The sequence below is a fragment of the Streptomyces sp. Wb2n-11 genome (genome assembly GCF_001049855.1).
GTDB classification, from domain to species: Bacteria; Actinomycetota; Actinomycetes; order Streptomycetales; family Streptomycetaceae; genus Streptomyces; species Streptomyces altiplanensis.
Genome location: NZ_CVPB01000001.1, coordinates 383006 through 397193, shown reverse-complemented (window position 1 = coordinate 397193; position 14188 = coordinate 383006). Strand labels below are relative to the sequence as shown.

Sequence of the window (14188 nt, the reverse complement as noted above, 5' to 3'; positions counted from 1 at the left end):
CTCTGCCGCCATGAACAAAGAGCAGTTCTGGCAGCTCATCGAGGTAGCCCACAACCAGGCGTCCAACCCGAACGACGGAGAAGTTGTCGCCCGCCGGGCAGCCTCGCAACTGGCCACGCACCCGGCCGAGGAGATCGTCGCCGCTCAGCAGGTTTTGTGGGACCTGATGGCCGACTCTTACACGAATCCTCTGTGGGCCGCTGCCTACGTGATCAACGGCGGATGCTCCGACGACGGCTTCGACTACTTTCGCGGCTGGCTGATCGCGCAGGGACGCGAGGTCTTCGAGCGCATAGTCGCTGACCCCGATGCCCTCGCAGAAGTGCCCATCGTGCGAGCTGCAGCAGCCGACGGAATCGACCTCGAGTGCGAGGAGACGCTGAGTATCGTCTGGAACGCACACGTCATGGCGACCGGCAAGCAACTCCCGGACGACGCATTCACCATCCGCTACCCGGAGCTGGACCCCACCTGGGACTTCGACTTCGACGACCACAGCGAAATGACTCGCCACCTGCCACGCTTGGCAGCTCTCTACCTGGAGTAAGCGGCGAATCGCGATCACGAGGCACCCAGCGGAGGCGAGACTTCCCGGCGATCACTGTCTGTCACGCCCTGAGGGCGAGAATTGGTCTCCGCTGACGAATACGCGGCACCTCAACATGCGAGCCCACCAGCCCCGAGGCCGGTCACTTGCGAAGTCGAGAACGGTACTCGCCCGGGGCCGTGCCTCGGACACGTCTGAAGGCACGGCTGAAAGCGTGCGGAGAGCCGTATCCGACCGCGCCGGAGATCGACTCGACCGGCTCATCGGTATCTCGGAGCCGGACGGACGCCAGGTCGATGCGCCACTGCGTCACGTACGCGCCCGGCGTCTGTCCGAGGGCGGACCGGAAACGCCTGGACAGCGTCGCCCGGGAGACGCTCGTCGCGGCGGCCAGGGTCTCCGTGGTCCAGGGGTGTCCCGGTTGGGCGTGGACACACGCGAGAGCGTCGCGCACGACCGGATCACGCATCGCTCCCAGCCATGAGCCGGACTGCTCCTGCGGATGGCGGGCAAGCCAGGCGCGTACGAACTGGACGAGCAGAAGGTCGACGATGCTGTTGATGGCGGCGGTGGTGCCGAACTGCGGCTGCGCGAGCTCAGCAGCGAGAAGTTCGACGGTCCTTCTGAGCTGCGCGTTCTCCCGGGCTGTGACGTGCATCGGCCGAGCGAAGGAGGTAAGCACCGGTGTGCGCACCTCCGGGTCCTGCTCGTAGTGCAGGACGATCACTTCCGTCTGCACCGGCGCCGAGCCCAGCCTCAGGGCTCGGCCATCGTCAAAAGCCCGGGCCGCCTCTTCGCGGTCGCAGGAGCCCATCGTCACGCCGGCGCCGCCGGCTATCCCGTGTGCGGTGCCCGGCGGCACCAGGACGGCGTCCCCGGCCTGCACCTGAAGAGGTTTCTCGCCCGTGACGTGGAGCCACATAGTGCCGCGGGACACCACGTGCAGTGCCGCTCCCGGATAGGAGTCCAGCCACAGGCCCCAGGTTCCTCCAGCCTTCAGCATGACCCCGAGCGCCCCACGCGCACCCGAAACACGCAAGACCTCCGCCAGTACATCCATGGGTCCATTCTCGTCCACCGCCGCGAGCCGCCCCGGCGGGCGACGGCGCATGTGTCCTGGTCCACAGCGTCAGGCCACGTCAAGAATGACCTTTCCGTGCACCTTCCGCGCGAACAGCGCCTGGACGGCGTCGCCCACCTCGTGCCAGTGGCCTCGCAGTCCGACCGGCGCCGAGAGCCTCCCGGCGGCCATGAGGCCCAGCAGGTCCGTCAGCTCCTCGCCGGTCGGTGTCATGTCGCCGTAGGTGGCGATGCTGCGGGGTTCGCCGAAGCCGAACAAGGCACCTGACGGGAACGTGGTCTCCTGTCCCGAGGAGTAACCGACCAGGTGGAGGATGCCGCCCTCGGCGAGGGAACTCCACGCCTGGGCCACCAGTGGTCCGCCGACCGTGTCCAGGACGAGGTCGAACCGGTCCCCGGTCTCGGCCAGGTCGGTCAGGACCTTGTCGGCGCCGAGTTCGCGGAGTCCGGCGGCCCTCTCCGGCGAACCGACGAGTGCCGTCACCCGGGCGCCCGCCAGCGCTGCCAGTTGGACGGCGAAGTGCCCCACGCCCCCGCTGGCGCCGGTGATCAGCACGTTGCGCGCCAACAGGGAACGCGTGCGCAGCACCCGGAACGGGGTGACGCCGGCGATCCCCAGCGCGGCGGCGTCGGCCAGATCCACGCTCTTTGGGACGGTGCCGAGCGAGGCGGGACTGACTGCCACCCGCTCCGCCCACGCGTGGGGAGCCATTCCCACCGCGACGCGCGTACCTTCGGGCGGCCCCGAGCCGTCGGATGCGGCGCGCACCACGATGCCGGCCGCGTCGTGACCGTGCACAGCGCCGGCCGGCCACTGGTCCACGTAATTCAGCTCTCCGAAGTTGAGACCGATGTGCCGTATCTCCACCAGCGCCTCACCGGCGGACGGTACGGGCTCATCGACATCGGCGAACCGGACGGGTCCGGCCTCACTGTGATCGACCACAAGGGCGCGCATAAGGGATGTGTTTCCTTCTCTCGTGGGTACGCCTGAACACTCGGCGCGGCAACAGATCGAGTGCGCAAATGCCGCACTGCCGTCTTCCTGAAACCCTACGCAGGACCCGGACAGCGACCAGACCCGTGAGAATCAATCAGTTGACGATCTGTGTCAGTGCGACTCGTGGCGCGTCGAGCCCTGCACCCGTCAGGTGGATGACGCTGTGACGGGCACAGACACGCCCGGCAATGTAATGATCTTGAGGCGTCAGCGCTTCCGTCGGGCGGTGGGGCCGGGCTGGGCGACTTGCCGGGCGACCGCGTCGACGCCGGGGCGGGCGTTCCGCTCCAGGGAGGGGACGGAGATGTGGCAGGAGCGGGCCAGGAGCATCGAGATGAAGGTGCCGCTCCGCGCGGGCAGCCGCGCGTTCGGCCAGCGCCTCCAGCAGCGACGGAACGTCAATGACTGCGATGGGGACGGCAGGGGAGCACAATCGCCGATTCCGCCCCCAGCGATCCGGGCAGTTTCCAAGCCCACTTGCGGGAGATCGGCGTCCCGCCACAGCGCGACAGAATCTCCGCGATCCGCCAACTCGTCCCACCCACCTGGTCACTGAAGCCAATGGAACCTGGAGCCGATACGCCTCCGGCGACCACACACGGTGACACCAGGCACGGCCTCAACGAGGAATACGCGACACCTCAACATGCGAGCCCACCAGTCCCGACGCCGGTGAACGGGGCATCGGTCCGGTTGCGGGACGGGCCCCGGCTTCTGAGCCGTACGGGCTCCGCCACGAGATCCACGGCTCCGCCGCGCACCACCTGCCGGCGCTCCTGATCGCGGTCCCGCCCGCGGCGCCGGTGACCTTACGGAGTGCAGGCCTCGGCGATCGACAGGCTGTTCTCGTAGAGGTGGTGCCGGGTGATCCGGCCGTCCTCGACGGTGAGGCGCAGCGCGAACGGGCCCTCGAAGGACTTTCCCGTCGCGCGTACGGTCCCCGACAGGTGCCCCGTCAGGACGGCGTCGGTGCCGTCGACGAGGAAGGCGTCGACGGAGGCACGCGCGTCCTCGGGCACGGTGTGCTCCATCAACTCCGTGAACTGGGCGGCGCAGTCGGCGGCGGTGGACCGCGGGCGGATCCACGGGACGGCGGGGTTCTCGGCGAGCAGCCAGTCGACCTCGTCGGCGAAGAGCGTGACGAGCCGCTCGGTGTCCCCGGCCACCCGGGCGGCGACGAAATCCTGCACGACGGCCCGGGTGGCCTCGGTGACGGAGCTCGCGGTGGTGACCGGAATCGGCGTGGTGGCGGGGGACTTGACGGTCATGGCGCTCTCCTCGGGGCTGCGGGCGGGTCCTGGTGGGGGTTCCCGTCGATGTGCTCGATCCTGCCGGGGGAGGGGAGAGCGGTCGATTACCCCGGGGGTAATGAGCGGCTGATGCCGCCCCTTGCCGGCTCCGGCACGTGCGGCTGTGGCACGTGCGGCTCCGACACGGACCCGCTTCCGCCGGGCAGGTGAGCCCGCCGGCCTGCCCGATGGGCCCCGCTCCCTCGGCCGCCTCCGCGGTGGCTGTCGTACCGGAGCGGTACTGTCGCGCCCGTGGCATCAGGCGCGAAGGGCCGGGGGCGTGTGATGGATTTCCGGGTGGGCGACGTCGTCAGGATCCCCTGTCCGTTCACGGAGGCCCAGGTCACCGGGAAGCAGAAGTACGGCGGCCAGATCGTGGTCGAGTGGCCGTGGTGGTCGGCCGACCCGGACTGCGACTGGATCCACTGGAACGGCAGGGTAGTCGCCGACGGCGATCCAGGGCTGGACGACGGGCATCACGGGCTGTTCCGCACCGATCCGGCGCCCGACCGGCTCACCGCCGGCGACACATGCCACGTCGGCATCCCACCGACCCTCGTACACGTCATCGCCGTCGCCCACTACGACCCGCCCAAGGAGACCGGCCGCCTGCCACGCCCCCGACGGGAAACAGTCGTCCTGTTCGCGGGCCGCTCGTACGACTCACGCCTGGAGGAGCAGGGCGGAAGCCTCGATCCAGACGACGACATTCCGGTCACCTTCGGCCTGGTCCTCCGCCCCTACGCCTTTCTGGAGCCCGGAGACGAGATCGCCGACGCGGCAGGCCGCGCCCGGCGCTTCGACGGCCCGTGGGACTGGCACCCCTTCGACGGCGCCGAACCCCGCGAACCCCTCCGGCCACTCACCCTTCTCACCCGCGAAGGCCGTGTCGACGCGGCGGCCACAGAAGCGGGAGCGGCCGTCGCCGAAACGACGAAGACCGGTTCCCACCAGGAAGAACGCGCCTGCTGGAGCGCCCTCGCCCAGGCGCGCCCAGACCTGTCCTGACCTGACCGTCCGGCCACGTCGGCAGACTCCTGCCCGCCCTCCGTCGGCCTCGTCCGCCCCGCAGCCGCCCGGCCCGCCCCCGGTCTTCGAGCGACGGCGTCGCGCACTGCCCGTCGGCCAGGTCCGCGAGCCAGGCTTCGCGCCCGCCCCGCTGCTGGGGCACCTCGTCACCACCGGCCGCCTCGGCCGCAAGACCGCCGCGGCTTCCGCGACCGCGGACGAGTCGCGTCAGTCCAGGCAGAACTCGTTGCCCTCCGGATCGGTCATCACGATGAAGCCGGCGCTCATCGGGGGAGCGGGCTCGTAGCGGCGTACCCGCGTCGCTCCCAGTGCGACGAGCCGGTCGCACTCGGCTTCAAGCGCTGCCATCCGCTCCTCTCCCTGCAGCCCGGGAGCCGCACGGACGTCGAGGTGGACGCGGTTCTTGGCGGCCTTGTCCTCCGGCACCTGCTGGAAGAACACGCGTGGGCCGTGCCCGTCCGGGTCCTCGATGGCCGATCTCGTGTTGCGCTGCTCTTCCGGTACGCCGATCCGCGCGAGGAAGCCGTCCCACGCGGCCAGCGGGTCGGCGCCCTCGGGCAGGTCGACTCCGGGTGGGCCGGGGTGGACGTAGTCCAGTACGTCGCGCCAGAAGGACGACAGCGCCCGCGGGTCGTGGGCGTCGAAGGTGACCTGGATGTGGCGGCTCATCGGGTTGCTCCGTTCGTAGCGGGTTCCGTGTGCGGGCAGAGGTCGCGCAGCGTCCGGTCCGAGCCGAGTCCGTCTGCGTCCATGGAGTCACCCTGACACCTCTTGCGGACAGGATCGGTCCGCTTCTTCGGCCGGGTGGGTGACATGGGCGTGGCAAGCGGTGACGAGCGGGGTACGACGGAGCGAGTGCTCACCCTGGTCGGGCTGTCGCAGCAGCGCCGGGTCCGGTCGACCCCGAGCCCGCCGGCCGGCTCGGGGCCACGCCGCGCACGGTACGGCGTGATGTCGAGCGGCTGCGCGCCCCCGGCTTCGCCGTGCGCCGGGCCGGCCAGGCCGTGGCCGCCACCGACATCGTCGCGGAGACCCGCCCGGTGGCCTGGTGGCCTGACGGCCTGGTGACCCGGCGACGGACCGACGAGGTGCGGAGCCCGGGGCTGCGGAACCCACTCCCGGGCCGGGCCGAAGGAAAGCACCGACGGCCCGGCTGCGGCCGCGCTTCGCGCCGCCGCGTTCGAGGCGGTGGGGGGAGCGCACCGTCCTGCACGCCACGAGCCCGTGCTCCGGCCGCGCCGGCCCATCTCCCGGCCGCCCCGGATTACTTCGCTCCGGACTCTTGTCCGCGATCTCCCAACTGCCTAGCATTGCGGCCATGTTGAATCGAATCGATTCGACGAATCGATTCGACCAGCCAGCGAAGGAGCGGCGTGGCAACGATCAAGGACGTGGCCGAGCGGGCCGGTGTGGCCCCCAGCACTGTCTCGTACGTGCTCAGCGGCTCCCGGAAGATCTCCGACGAGACCCGCCGTGCCGTCCGCGCCGCCGTCGAGGAGCTGGGTTACCACCCCCGCGCCTCCGCCCGCAGCCTGCGCAGCGCCCGCACCCGCGTACTGGCACTGGCCGTCCCCCGCGTCCCCGGCAAGTCCCGGGGCGCGGACGGCACGTTCGCCATCGACATCAGCGACGCCGCCCGCGCTCACGGCCACGACGTGGTGCTGATCACCGACCTCGACGGCGTCGCCGGGATGCGCCGGGTCGCCGGCAGCGGCATGGCGGACGCCGCGGTGCTGATGGCAGTGGAAGAAGAGGATCCGCGCATCGCCGCGCTCCGCGAGCTGGAGTTCCCGGCCGCGCTGCTCGGCCGCAGCGAGAGCGATCCCGGCATGCCGTGGGTGGACCTCGACTGGGAGGCTGCCGTCGCCCTGGCCCTGCGGGAGACCGTGGCGGCCGGCCACCGGCGGATCGTGTTCCTGTCCTCCGCCGACCACGAGATCGACTCCCGGCGCGGCTACGCGCTGCACGGTCTCCGCGGCGCCCGGCTGGCCGCCGCGGGGACCACCGCGGAGCTGCGGACCGTGCCCTCCAGCGGCGAACCCGAGGAGCTGGGCCGCCGGCTGCGCGAGGTGCTCTCCGTCCGCCCCGCCCCGACCGCACTCGTCGTTCAGCACCTGATCCTCCTGCCGCACCTGCTGGACGAGATCACCGCGCTCGGCCTGCGGGTACCGGAGGACCTGGCGCTCGTACTGGTCGGCAGCATCCCGGACGACCTGGGCGGCCGGCGGCTGCCCCGTATCGAACTTCCCGTCGCGGAGATGTCCGCCTCCGTGGTCCGGCTCGCCATCGGAGCCATCGGCGCCGACACCTCGGACACGGCGGGGGAACACCCACCACGCCGGCTGATCTCCCCCCGGATGGCGACCGGGTGCGTGATCGGTCCTCCCTCGGAGCCGTCTTCGTGAACGGAGAACCATCACCATGCAACGCCCTGCCAGGCGCACAAGGCTGATCGCGGCGTCCACCGCCGCCACCGCCCTGTCGGCGCTGGGCCTCACGGGGTGTGCCACCACCCCCGACCCCGGCACCGTCACCGTCCTCAACTCGGCCACCGACGCGGCCGAGCACGACGCCAACCAGGAGTTCCTCGACCGCTGCGCGAAGCCGCTGGGTCTGAGGATCGAGCAGATCAGCGTGCCCGCCGACACCGTCGCGTCGAAGGCCCTGCGGATGGCCTCGTCCGACTCGCTCACCGACATCCTCGAACTCGACGGCTCGGAGCTGCCGCAGTTCGCGGGGACGGGCGGACTGCGCCCGCTGAAGGAGATCGGCCTGAACACCTCGGGCTTCTCCGACAGTGCCACCTCGCTCGGCAGCCATGACGGCGAGCAGTACGGGGTCGCCCGTTCGGTGAACTCCCTCGCGCTGCTCTACAACAAGGACATGCTGCGCGAGGCCGGGGTCGAGCCGCCCGCCACCTGGGACGAGCTGCGGGAAACCGCGAAGAAACTGACCAGCGGCGACACCTACGGCATGGCGTTCAGCGCGAGCCCCAACGCCGACGGCGTGTACCAGTTCCTGCCGTTCTTCTGGTCCGGCGGCGGTGACGAGGCACAGCTGGACAACGGCAGGGGCGAAGCGGCGCTGAAGCTCTGGAAGAACATGCTGGACGACAAGTCCGTGTCGGCCTCAGTCGTCAACTGGAACCAGCAGGACGTCAACGACCAGTTCGTCGCGGGCCGTGCCGCCATGATGATCAACGGGCCGTGGCAGGTGCCTGTCCTCAGTGAGCAGGACGAGGTGGACTGGGCCGTCGCCACGATCCCGGTGCCCGAGGCCGGACAGGACGCGGTGCCGCCGATCGGCGGCACGGTGATGGCCGTACCGAAGAACGAGGACGGACCCGAACGCGAACGGAACGCGGTGAAGATCCTCAACTGCCTGAACGAGGAGGAGAACCAGCTCGCGTGGGGCGAACGCGTGAACAACGTGCCCACCCGCGCGATCGCCGCCGACCGGTACGCCGCAGAGAACCCCGAACTGGCCCCCTTCGTGAACCTGGTCGCGACGGCCCGCTCCCGTACCGCACAGGTCGGCACCCGCTGGCCGGTGATCCAGGACGCGCTCGCGGGCTCCTTCCAGTCGGTGCTGACGGGCCGCTCCGAGCCCGGGGCGGCGTTGGAGCGGGCGCAGTCGCAGGCCGCGGACGGGGAGAAGTGAGGACGCCCATGAGTACCGCTCACTCCTCCGCCACCGCAACGGCGAGGACCGCCGCTCCTGCGCCGAAGCCCGCCTCCCTGCGCGGCCGGCGCTCCGTACTGCGCCACTTGTTCGTCCTGCCCGCGCTGGTCTACATGGCGCTGTTCTTCGGCTACCCGCTCGTCCGCAACGTCCTGATGAGTTTTCAGCACTACACGCCGAAGACGTACTTCACCGGTGAGGCACCCTTCAACGGGCTCGACAACTGGCGCGCCGTCTTCTCCGACGAACTGTTCGCCCACTCACTGTGGCACACCGCGGTCTTCACCATAGGCTCGCTGGCCGGCCAGTTCACCCTCGGTCTGGCGCTGGCCGTGTTCTTCTCCCGCCGGTTCCGGCTCTCCGGGACGATACGCGCGGTGCTGCTGCTGCCCTGGCTGGTTCCCATGGTGGTGTCCGCCGTCGTCTGGCGGCGCATCCTCGACCAGGACCACGGCATCCTCAACAGCGCGCTCCAGGCGCTCGGTCTGACCGACAGCGGCGTGCCGTGGCTGAGCAGCCCGGGCGTGGCGCTGCTGTCGGCGATCCTGGTCAACATCTGGATCGGCATCCCGTTCAACATGGTGATCCTCTACGGCGGACTCCAGGAGATCCCCCGCGAGTTGTACGAGGCGGCGTCACTGGACGGTGCCGACCCGTGGCGGACCTTCCGCAGCATCACGCTGCCGCTGCTCCGCCCGGTGATCACCGTGGTGCTGGTGCTGGGCTTCATGTCCACGGTGAAGATCCTGGACCTGATCCTGGCACTCACCTCGGGCGGCCCCGCCGACTCCACCCAGACCCTGGGCACCGTGACCTACCAACTGTCCTTCCTCCAGCTCGACTTCGGCCAGGGTGCGGTTGTCGGCAACGTCCTCATCCTCATCAGCGCGGTCTTCGCCGTGCTCTACCTGCGGGCCAACCGGGCCGACTTCGGAACGGGGAAGTGATACCAGTGATACCGAGGAAGCCGTCGTCCCTGCGCGGTCCCTGGAACACCACCGCCGCGCTGCTCATCCTCGTCCTCCTGCTGTTCCCGGTGTACTGGATGCTCAACACCGCGCTGCAGCCCGACACCAGCACCGCCGCCACCGACTGGTTCCCGGCCTCGCCGAGCCTGTCCAACTTCGACGCGGCGCTCAGCAGCCAGGGCAAGTCGCTGCTGACGAGCCTGACCGTGGCCCTCGGTTCGGTCGTCGTCTGCCTGGCACTGGCCGCTCCGGCCGCGTACGGGCTGGCGCAGTTCGGGCTCAAGGGCGGGCAGACCATCGTCTTCACCACCCTGATCACCCAGATGGTGCCGGGCATCGTCATCGCCAACGCCCTCTACAGCGCGTACGCGGAGCTGGGCCTGGTCAACTCCTATCTGGGACTGATCCTGGCGGACGCCTCGCTGGGGCTGCCGTTCTCCATCGTGCTGCTGCGGGCGTTCATGGTGGCCGTCCCCGGTGAGGTGATCGAGGCGGCGCTGGTCGACGGCGCCAACCGGTTCACGGCGTTCATCCGGATCGTGCTGCCGATGAGCCGCAACGCGCTGATCACGGCCGGGCTGTTCACCTTCCTCTTCGCCTGGTCGGACTTCATGTTCGCCCTGACCCTCAACACGACCGACGACGTCAAGCCGGTCACCCTCGGCATCTACCAGTTCGTCGGGGCACACGTCAGCGACTGGGGTGCCGTGATGGCCACCGCCGTGCTGTCGGCCGTGCCCGCGGCGATCCTGCTCGTCGTCGCCCAGAAGTACATCGCCGCCGGCATCGCCGGCGGGTCCGTCAAGTAGTGACCGCCGACCGGAGAAGAAGGCAAGCGATCCTGATGAGTCCCCCCGCCGACGGCCCCGGGTTCCCCCGCTTCCCGGACGGTTTCCTCTTCGGCGCCGCCACGGCCGCCTACCAGATCGAGGGCGCCCACGACGAGGACGGGCGCACCCCCTCCGTCTGGGACACGTACTGCCGCGAGCCCGGCCGGGTGGCCGACGGCGCCACCGGCGACGTCGCCTGCGACCACTACCACCGCTACCGCGAGGACGTCGTCCTGCTGCGCGACCTGGGCGTGGACACCTACCGCTTCTCGATCGCCTGGCCGCGGGTGCAGCCGGACGGTACCGGCCCCGGCAACCCCAAGGGCCTGGACTTCTACGACCGGCTGACGGACGAGCTGCTGGCCGCCGGCATCGCCCCCGCCGCGACCCTCTACCACTGGGACCTGCCGCAGACGCTGGAGGACAGGGGCGGCTGGCGGGTACGGGAGACGGCGGGGCGGTTCGCCGACTACACCCGGATCCTGGCGGACCGGCTCGGCGATCGGATCGGCCGCTGGATCACCCTGAACGAGCCGTTCTGCAGCTCCTTCGCCGGCTACGGCTCCGGCAGCCACGCCCCCGGCGCCCGCGAGGGCCGGGGCGCGCTCGCCGCAGCGCACCACCTGTTGGTGGGTCACGGGCTGGCCGTACGGGTGCTGCGCGAGGCGGGCGCCCCGGACGTCGGCATCACCCTCAACCCGGACGTGCTGCTGCCCGCCACGGACAGCGACGCCGACCGGGACGCGGTGCGCCGCGCGCAGACCGTGCACAACGACGTCTTCCTCGACCCGCTGCTGGCCGGGCACTACCCGGAGCACGAGCGGGAGACCTGGGGCGGACTCGCCGACGGCTCGTACCGGCGCGACGGCGACCTGGAACTGATCGGCGCGCCGCTGGACTTCGTCGGCATCAACTACTACCGGCCGATCACCGTCTCCGACGTGCCGTTCCGGGACCCCGACCCGGCCACGCGCACCGCCGTGGACATCCGTGCCGAGGAGTCGTGGTGCGACGGCGTACGGCGGACCACGATGGGCTGGCCCGTGGTCCCGGGCGCCTTCACGGACCTGCTGACCGGCCTGCGCCGACGCTACCCCGGCCTGCCCCCGCTGCTGATCACCGAGAACGGCAGCGCCGAGGACGACCGGGCGGACGGCGACGGGCAGATCCGCGACGCCGACCGGGTGGCGTATCTGCGCGACCACCTCGCGGCGCTCGCCGACGCCATGGAGCAGGGCGTGGACGTGCGCGGCTACTACGTCTGGTCGCTGCTGGACAACTTCGAGTGGGCCCGCGGCTACAGCAAGCGGTTCGGGATCGTCCGGGTCGACTACGACACCCTGGAGCGCACTCCGAAGGACAGCTACCGCTGGTACCGGGACCTGATCACCGACCACCGCGACCGTACCCCTGCGCAGGAGCAGCCCCACCGATGAAATTCACCGACGGCTACTGGCTCATGCGCGAAGGCGTCCGGGCCTCGTACGCCACCGAGGTCTCCGACGCCCGTGCCGAGGACGGCCGGCTCACCCTCTACGCCCCGGTCCGCCACGTGAAGACCCGGGGACACACCCTCAACAGTCCGCTGATCACCGTGGAGTGCTGGTCGCCCGCCGAGGGCGTGATCGGCGTCCGCTCCACCCACCACGGCGGCGGCGTGGACCGCGGCCCGCACTTCGCACTGAACACAGAGCCCGGCCACGCCCCGGAGATCTCCTGGGACGGCCCGGTGGCCGAGCTGACCAGCGGCAAGCTGTCGCTGCGCGTGGACACCGACGCACCGTGGCGGCTGGAGTTCGCCGCCGACGGCCGGACCCTGACCTCGGTGGGGAGCCGCGGCACGGGCTTCGCGACCACGGGCGACGGCCGCCACCACACCATCGCCCAGCTGTCCCTGGGCGTCGGCGAGCTGGTCTACGGGCTGGGGGAGCGGTTCACCCCGTTCACCAGGAACGGCCAGACGGTCGACATCTGGCAGGCCGACGGCGGCACGGCAAGCGAGCAGGCGTACAAGAACGTCCCGTTCCACCTGACGAACCGGGGTTACGGCGTCTTCGTCAACCACCCGGGCAAGGTGTCGTACGAGATCGGCTCCGAGTCGGTCGGGCAGACGCAGTTCAGCGTCGAAGGCCAGTCGGTCGAGTACTTCGTCGTCCACGGGCCGACGCCCAAGGAGATCCTGGACCGCTACACGGCGCTCACCGGCCGCCCCGCGCTGCCGCCGGCGTGGTCGCTCGGGCTGTGGCTGTCGACGTCCTTCACCACCTCCTACGACGAAGAGACGGTGAACCGGTTCGTCAACGGCATGGCGGAACGCGACATCCCGCTCGGGGTGTTCCACTTCGACTGCTTCTGGATGCGTCAGTACCAGTGGTGCGACTTCACCTGGGACCCGGACGTCTTCCCGGACCCGGAGGGAATGCTGGCCCGGCTGAAGGAGCGGGGCCTGCGGATCTCGGTGTGGATCAACCCGTACATCGCGCAGAAGTCCCCGCTGTTCGAGGAGGCGCGCGCCCAGGGCTTCCTGGTGCGCAGACCGAACGGCGACGTCTGGCAGTGGGACCTGTGGCAGGCCGGCATGGGCCTGGTGGACTTCTCCCGCCCCGGCGCCAGGAGCTGGTACGCGGAGAAGCTGCGCGGCCTCGTCCGGCAGGGCGTGGACTGCTTCAAGACGGACTTCGGCGAGCGCGTCCCGACCGATGTGGTCTGGCACGACGGCTCGGACCCCGAGCTGATGCACAACTACTACACCCAGCTCTACAACGAGACCGTGTTCGAGGTGCTGGCCCGGGAACGCGGCGCGAACGAGGCTGTCCTCTTCGCCCGGTCGGCGACGGCGGGCGGCCAGCAGTTCCCGGTGCACTGGGGCGGCGACTGCGAGTCGACGTTCAACGCGATGGCCGAGTCGCTGCGCGGCGGGCTGTCGCTGGGGCTGTCCGGCTTCGGCTTCTGGAGCCACGACATCGGCGGCTTCGAAGGGACCCCGACCCCTGCGGTCTTCAAGCGGTGGACGCAGTTCGGGCTGCTCTCCTCGCACAGCCGGCTGCACGGCAGCAGGAGCTACCGGGTGCCGTGGGACTACGACGAGGAGGCCGTCGCGGTCACCCGCGACTTCACCCGCCTCAAGCACCGGCTGATGCCGTACCTGTACGAGGCGTCCCGGCAGGCCGCCCGGCAGGGCACCCCGGTGATGCGGGCGATGGTCCTGGAGTTCCCGGACGACCCGTCCTGCCACCCCCTGGACCGGCAGTACATGCTCGGCGGGGACATCCTCGTCGCACCGGTCTTCTCCGGGGACGGGACGGTGGAGTACTACGTGCCGGAGGGGACCTGGACCCACCTGCTCACCGGCGAGCGCGTCCAGGGCCCGTGCTGGCGCCAGGAGACGCACGGCTACGACACCCTGCCGCTGCTGGCCCGGCCCGGCTCCGTCATCCCGTTCGGCGCGGAGGACGACGAGGCCGTGTACGACTGGGCCGACGGCGTCACGCTCCGGGTCGGCGCCCCGGCCGAGGGGGTCACGGTCGTCACCGAGATCCCGGCGCCGGACGGCTCGACGGCCGCGGTGTTCCGCACCCGGCGCGACGGCGGTGTGCTGACGGTCGAGGCCGAGGGCGCGCCCGGCCCGTGGCGGGTGCTGCTCACCGGCGACGCGCCGGCGGAACTGTCCGCGGGCGCCGAGCGCACGGACCTGGGCACGCTGCTGCCCGCCGCGGCGGGCACGGAGCGGGTGACGCTCCGGCTCGGCTGAGCCCCACCGGGCA

Annotated in this window: 13 protein-coding genes and 1 pseudogene; 9 read left to right on the top strand and 5 right to left on the bottom strand. The window is 70.7% G+C overall.

Translation table 11 applies throughout. The features are described 5' to 3' along the window. Positions 1-10: 10 nt before the first annotated feature. A complete protein-coding gene (locus BN1555_RS01580; RefSeq protein ID WP_093797190.1) occupies positions 11-547 on the top strand; it encodes a DUF4240 domain-containing protein in 537 nt (178 codons plus the stop codon). A 142-nt stretch (positions 548-689) separates the two neighbouring features. On the opposite strand, the gene BN1555_RS01575 is transcribed toward BN1555_RS01580, so the two are convergent. From BN1555_RS01575 to BN1555_RS01560, 4 genes are all read right to left on the bottom strand, one after another. Further along, positions 690-1607 (bottom strand): AraC family transcriptional regulator, encoded by a 918-nt coding sequence (locus BN1555_RS01575; RefSeq protein ID WP_093797188.1) that lies wholly within the window; start codon positions 1605-1607, stop codon positions 690-692. Between the two features lie 69 nt (positions 1608-1676). Further along, complete coding sequence (locus BN1555_RS01570; RefSeq protein ID WP_093797186.1) at positions 1677-2585, bottom strand: zinc-binding dehydrogenase; 909 nt, start codon at positions 2583-2585, stop codon at positions 1677-1679. A 249-nt stretch (positions 2586-2834) separates the two neighbouring features. Beyond that, the gene (locus BN1555_RS39950; RefSeq protein ID WP_255305823.1) at positions 2835-3029 is read right to left on the bottom strand and encodes a PmrA; all 195 of its coding nucleotides are present in this window, start codon (positions 3027-3029) and stop codon (positions 2835-2837) included. A 407-nt stretch (positions 3030-3436) separates the two neighbouring features. Continuing rightward, positions 3437-3895, bottom strand: coding sequence for a nuclear transport factor 2 family protein (locus tag BN1555_RS01560; protein WP_093797182.1), 459 nt, complete (start codon positions 3893-3895; stop codon positions 3437-3439). 273 nt (positions 3896-4168) lie between these two features. On the opposite strand from BN1555_RS01560, the gene BN1555_RS01555 reads away from it, so the two are divergent. Beyond that, a complete protein-coding gene (locus BN1555_RS01555) occupies positions 4169-4924 on the top strand; it encodes a hypothetical protein (RefSeq protein WP_255305822.1) in 756 nt (251 codons plus the stop codon). Between the two features lie 228 nt (positions 4925-5152). Here BN1555_RS01555 and BN1555_RS01550 read toward each other — a convergent pair whose 3' ends face one another. Beyond that, entirely contained in the window at positions 5153-5614 is a 462-nt protein-coding gene (locus BN1555_RS01550; RefSeq protein WP_093797178.1) for a VOC family protein, read from the bottom strand. A 144-nt stretch (positions 5615-5758) separates the two neighbouring features. Here BN1555_RS01550 and BN1555_RS41475 point away from each other — a divergent pair. From BN1555_RS41475 to yicI, 7 genes and pseudogenes are all read left to right on the top strand, one after another. After that, positions 5759-5931, top strand: a pseudogene (locus BN1555_RS41475) (transcriptional regulator); the annotation flags it as partial. A gap of 387 nt (positions 5932-6318) precedes the next feature. Beyond that, the gene (locus BN1555_RS01545) at positions 6319-7350 is read left to right on the top strand and encodes a LacI family DNA-binding transcriptional regulator (RefSeq protein WP_093797176.1); all 1032 of its coding nucleotides are present in this window, start codon (positions 6319-6321) and stop codon (positions 7348-7350) included. Positions 7351-7366: 16 nt separating this feature from the next. Continuing rightward, a complete protein-coding gene (locus BN1555_RS01540) occupies positions 7367-8605 on the top strand; it encodes an ABC transporter substrate-binding protein (RefSeq protein WP_093797174.1) in 1239 nt (412 codons plus the stop codon). Positions 8606-8613: 8 nt separating this feature from the next. Beyond that, the gene (locus BN1555_RS01535) at positions 8614-9573 is read left to right on the top strand and encodes a carbohydrate ABC transporter permease (RefSeq protein WP_093797172.1); all 960 of its coding nucleotides are present in this window, start codon (positions 8614-8616) and stop codon (positions 9571-9573) included. A gap of 5 nt (positions 9574-9578) precedes the next feature. Further along, complete coding sequence (locus tag BN1555_RS01530) at positions 9579-10403, top strand: carbohydrate ABC transporter permease (protein WP_093797170.1); 825 nt, start codon at positions 9579-9581, stop codon at positions 10401-10403. 35 nt (positions 10404-10438) lie between these two features. Then, a complete protein-coding gene (locus BN1555_RS01525) occupies positions 10439-11860 on the top strand; it encodes a GH1 family beta-glucosidase (protein ID WP_093797168.1) in 1422 nt (473 codons plus the stop codon). Further along, a complete protein-coding gene (gene yicI, locus BN1555_RS01520; RefSeq protein WP_093797166.1) occupies positions 11857-14175 on the top strand; it encodes an alpha-xylosidase in 2319 nt (772 codons plus the stop codon). Before BN1555_RS01525 ends, yicI begins: the two co-directional genes overlap by 4 nt. Positions 14176-14188 lie beyond the last annotated feature (13 nt).

What these genes read in the sequence shown, in the direction of transcription:
- BN1555_RS01580 (WP_093797190.1), top strand. Translation starts at nt 11, where the DNA reads ATGAACAAAGAGCAGTTCTGGCAGCTCATCGAGGTAGCCCACAACCAG.
- BN1555_RS01560 (WP_093797182.1), bottom strand. Translation starts at nt 3,895, where the DNA reads ATGACCGTCAAGTCCCCCGCCACCACGCCGATTCCGGTCACCACCGCG.
- BN1555_RS01535 (WP_093797172.1), top strand. Translation starts at nt 8,614, where the DNA reads ATGAGTACCGCTCACTCCTCCGCCACCGCAACGGCGAGGACCGCCGCT.
- BN1555_RS01550 (WP_093797178.1), bottom strand. Translation starts at nt 5,614, where the DNA reads ATGAGCCGCCACATCCAGGTCACCTTCGACGCCCACGACCCGCGGGCG.
- BN1555_RS01525 (WP_093797168.1), top strand. Translation starts at nt 10,439, where the DNA reads ATGAGTCCCCCCGCCGACGGCCCCGGGTTCCCCCGCTTCCCGGACGGT.
- BN1555_RS01575 (WP_093797188.1), bottom strand. Translation starts at nt 1,607, where the DNA reads ATGGATGTACTGGCGGAGGTCTTGCGTGTTTCGGGTGCGCGTGGGGCG.
- yicI (WP_093797166.1), top strand. Translation starts at nt 11,857, where the DNA reads ATGAAATTCACCGACGGCTACTGGCTCATGCGCGAAGGCGTCCGGGCC.
- BN1555_RS01570 (WP_093797186.1), bottom strand. Translation starts at nt 2,585, where the DNA reads ATGCGCGCCCTTGTGGTCGATCACAGTGAGGCCGGACCCGTCCGGTTC.
- BN1555_RS01540 (WP_093797174.1), top strand. Translation starts at nt 7,367, where the DNA reads ATGCAACGCCCTGCCAGGCGCACAAGGCTGATCGCGGCGTCCACCGCC.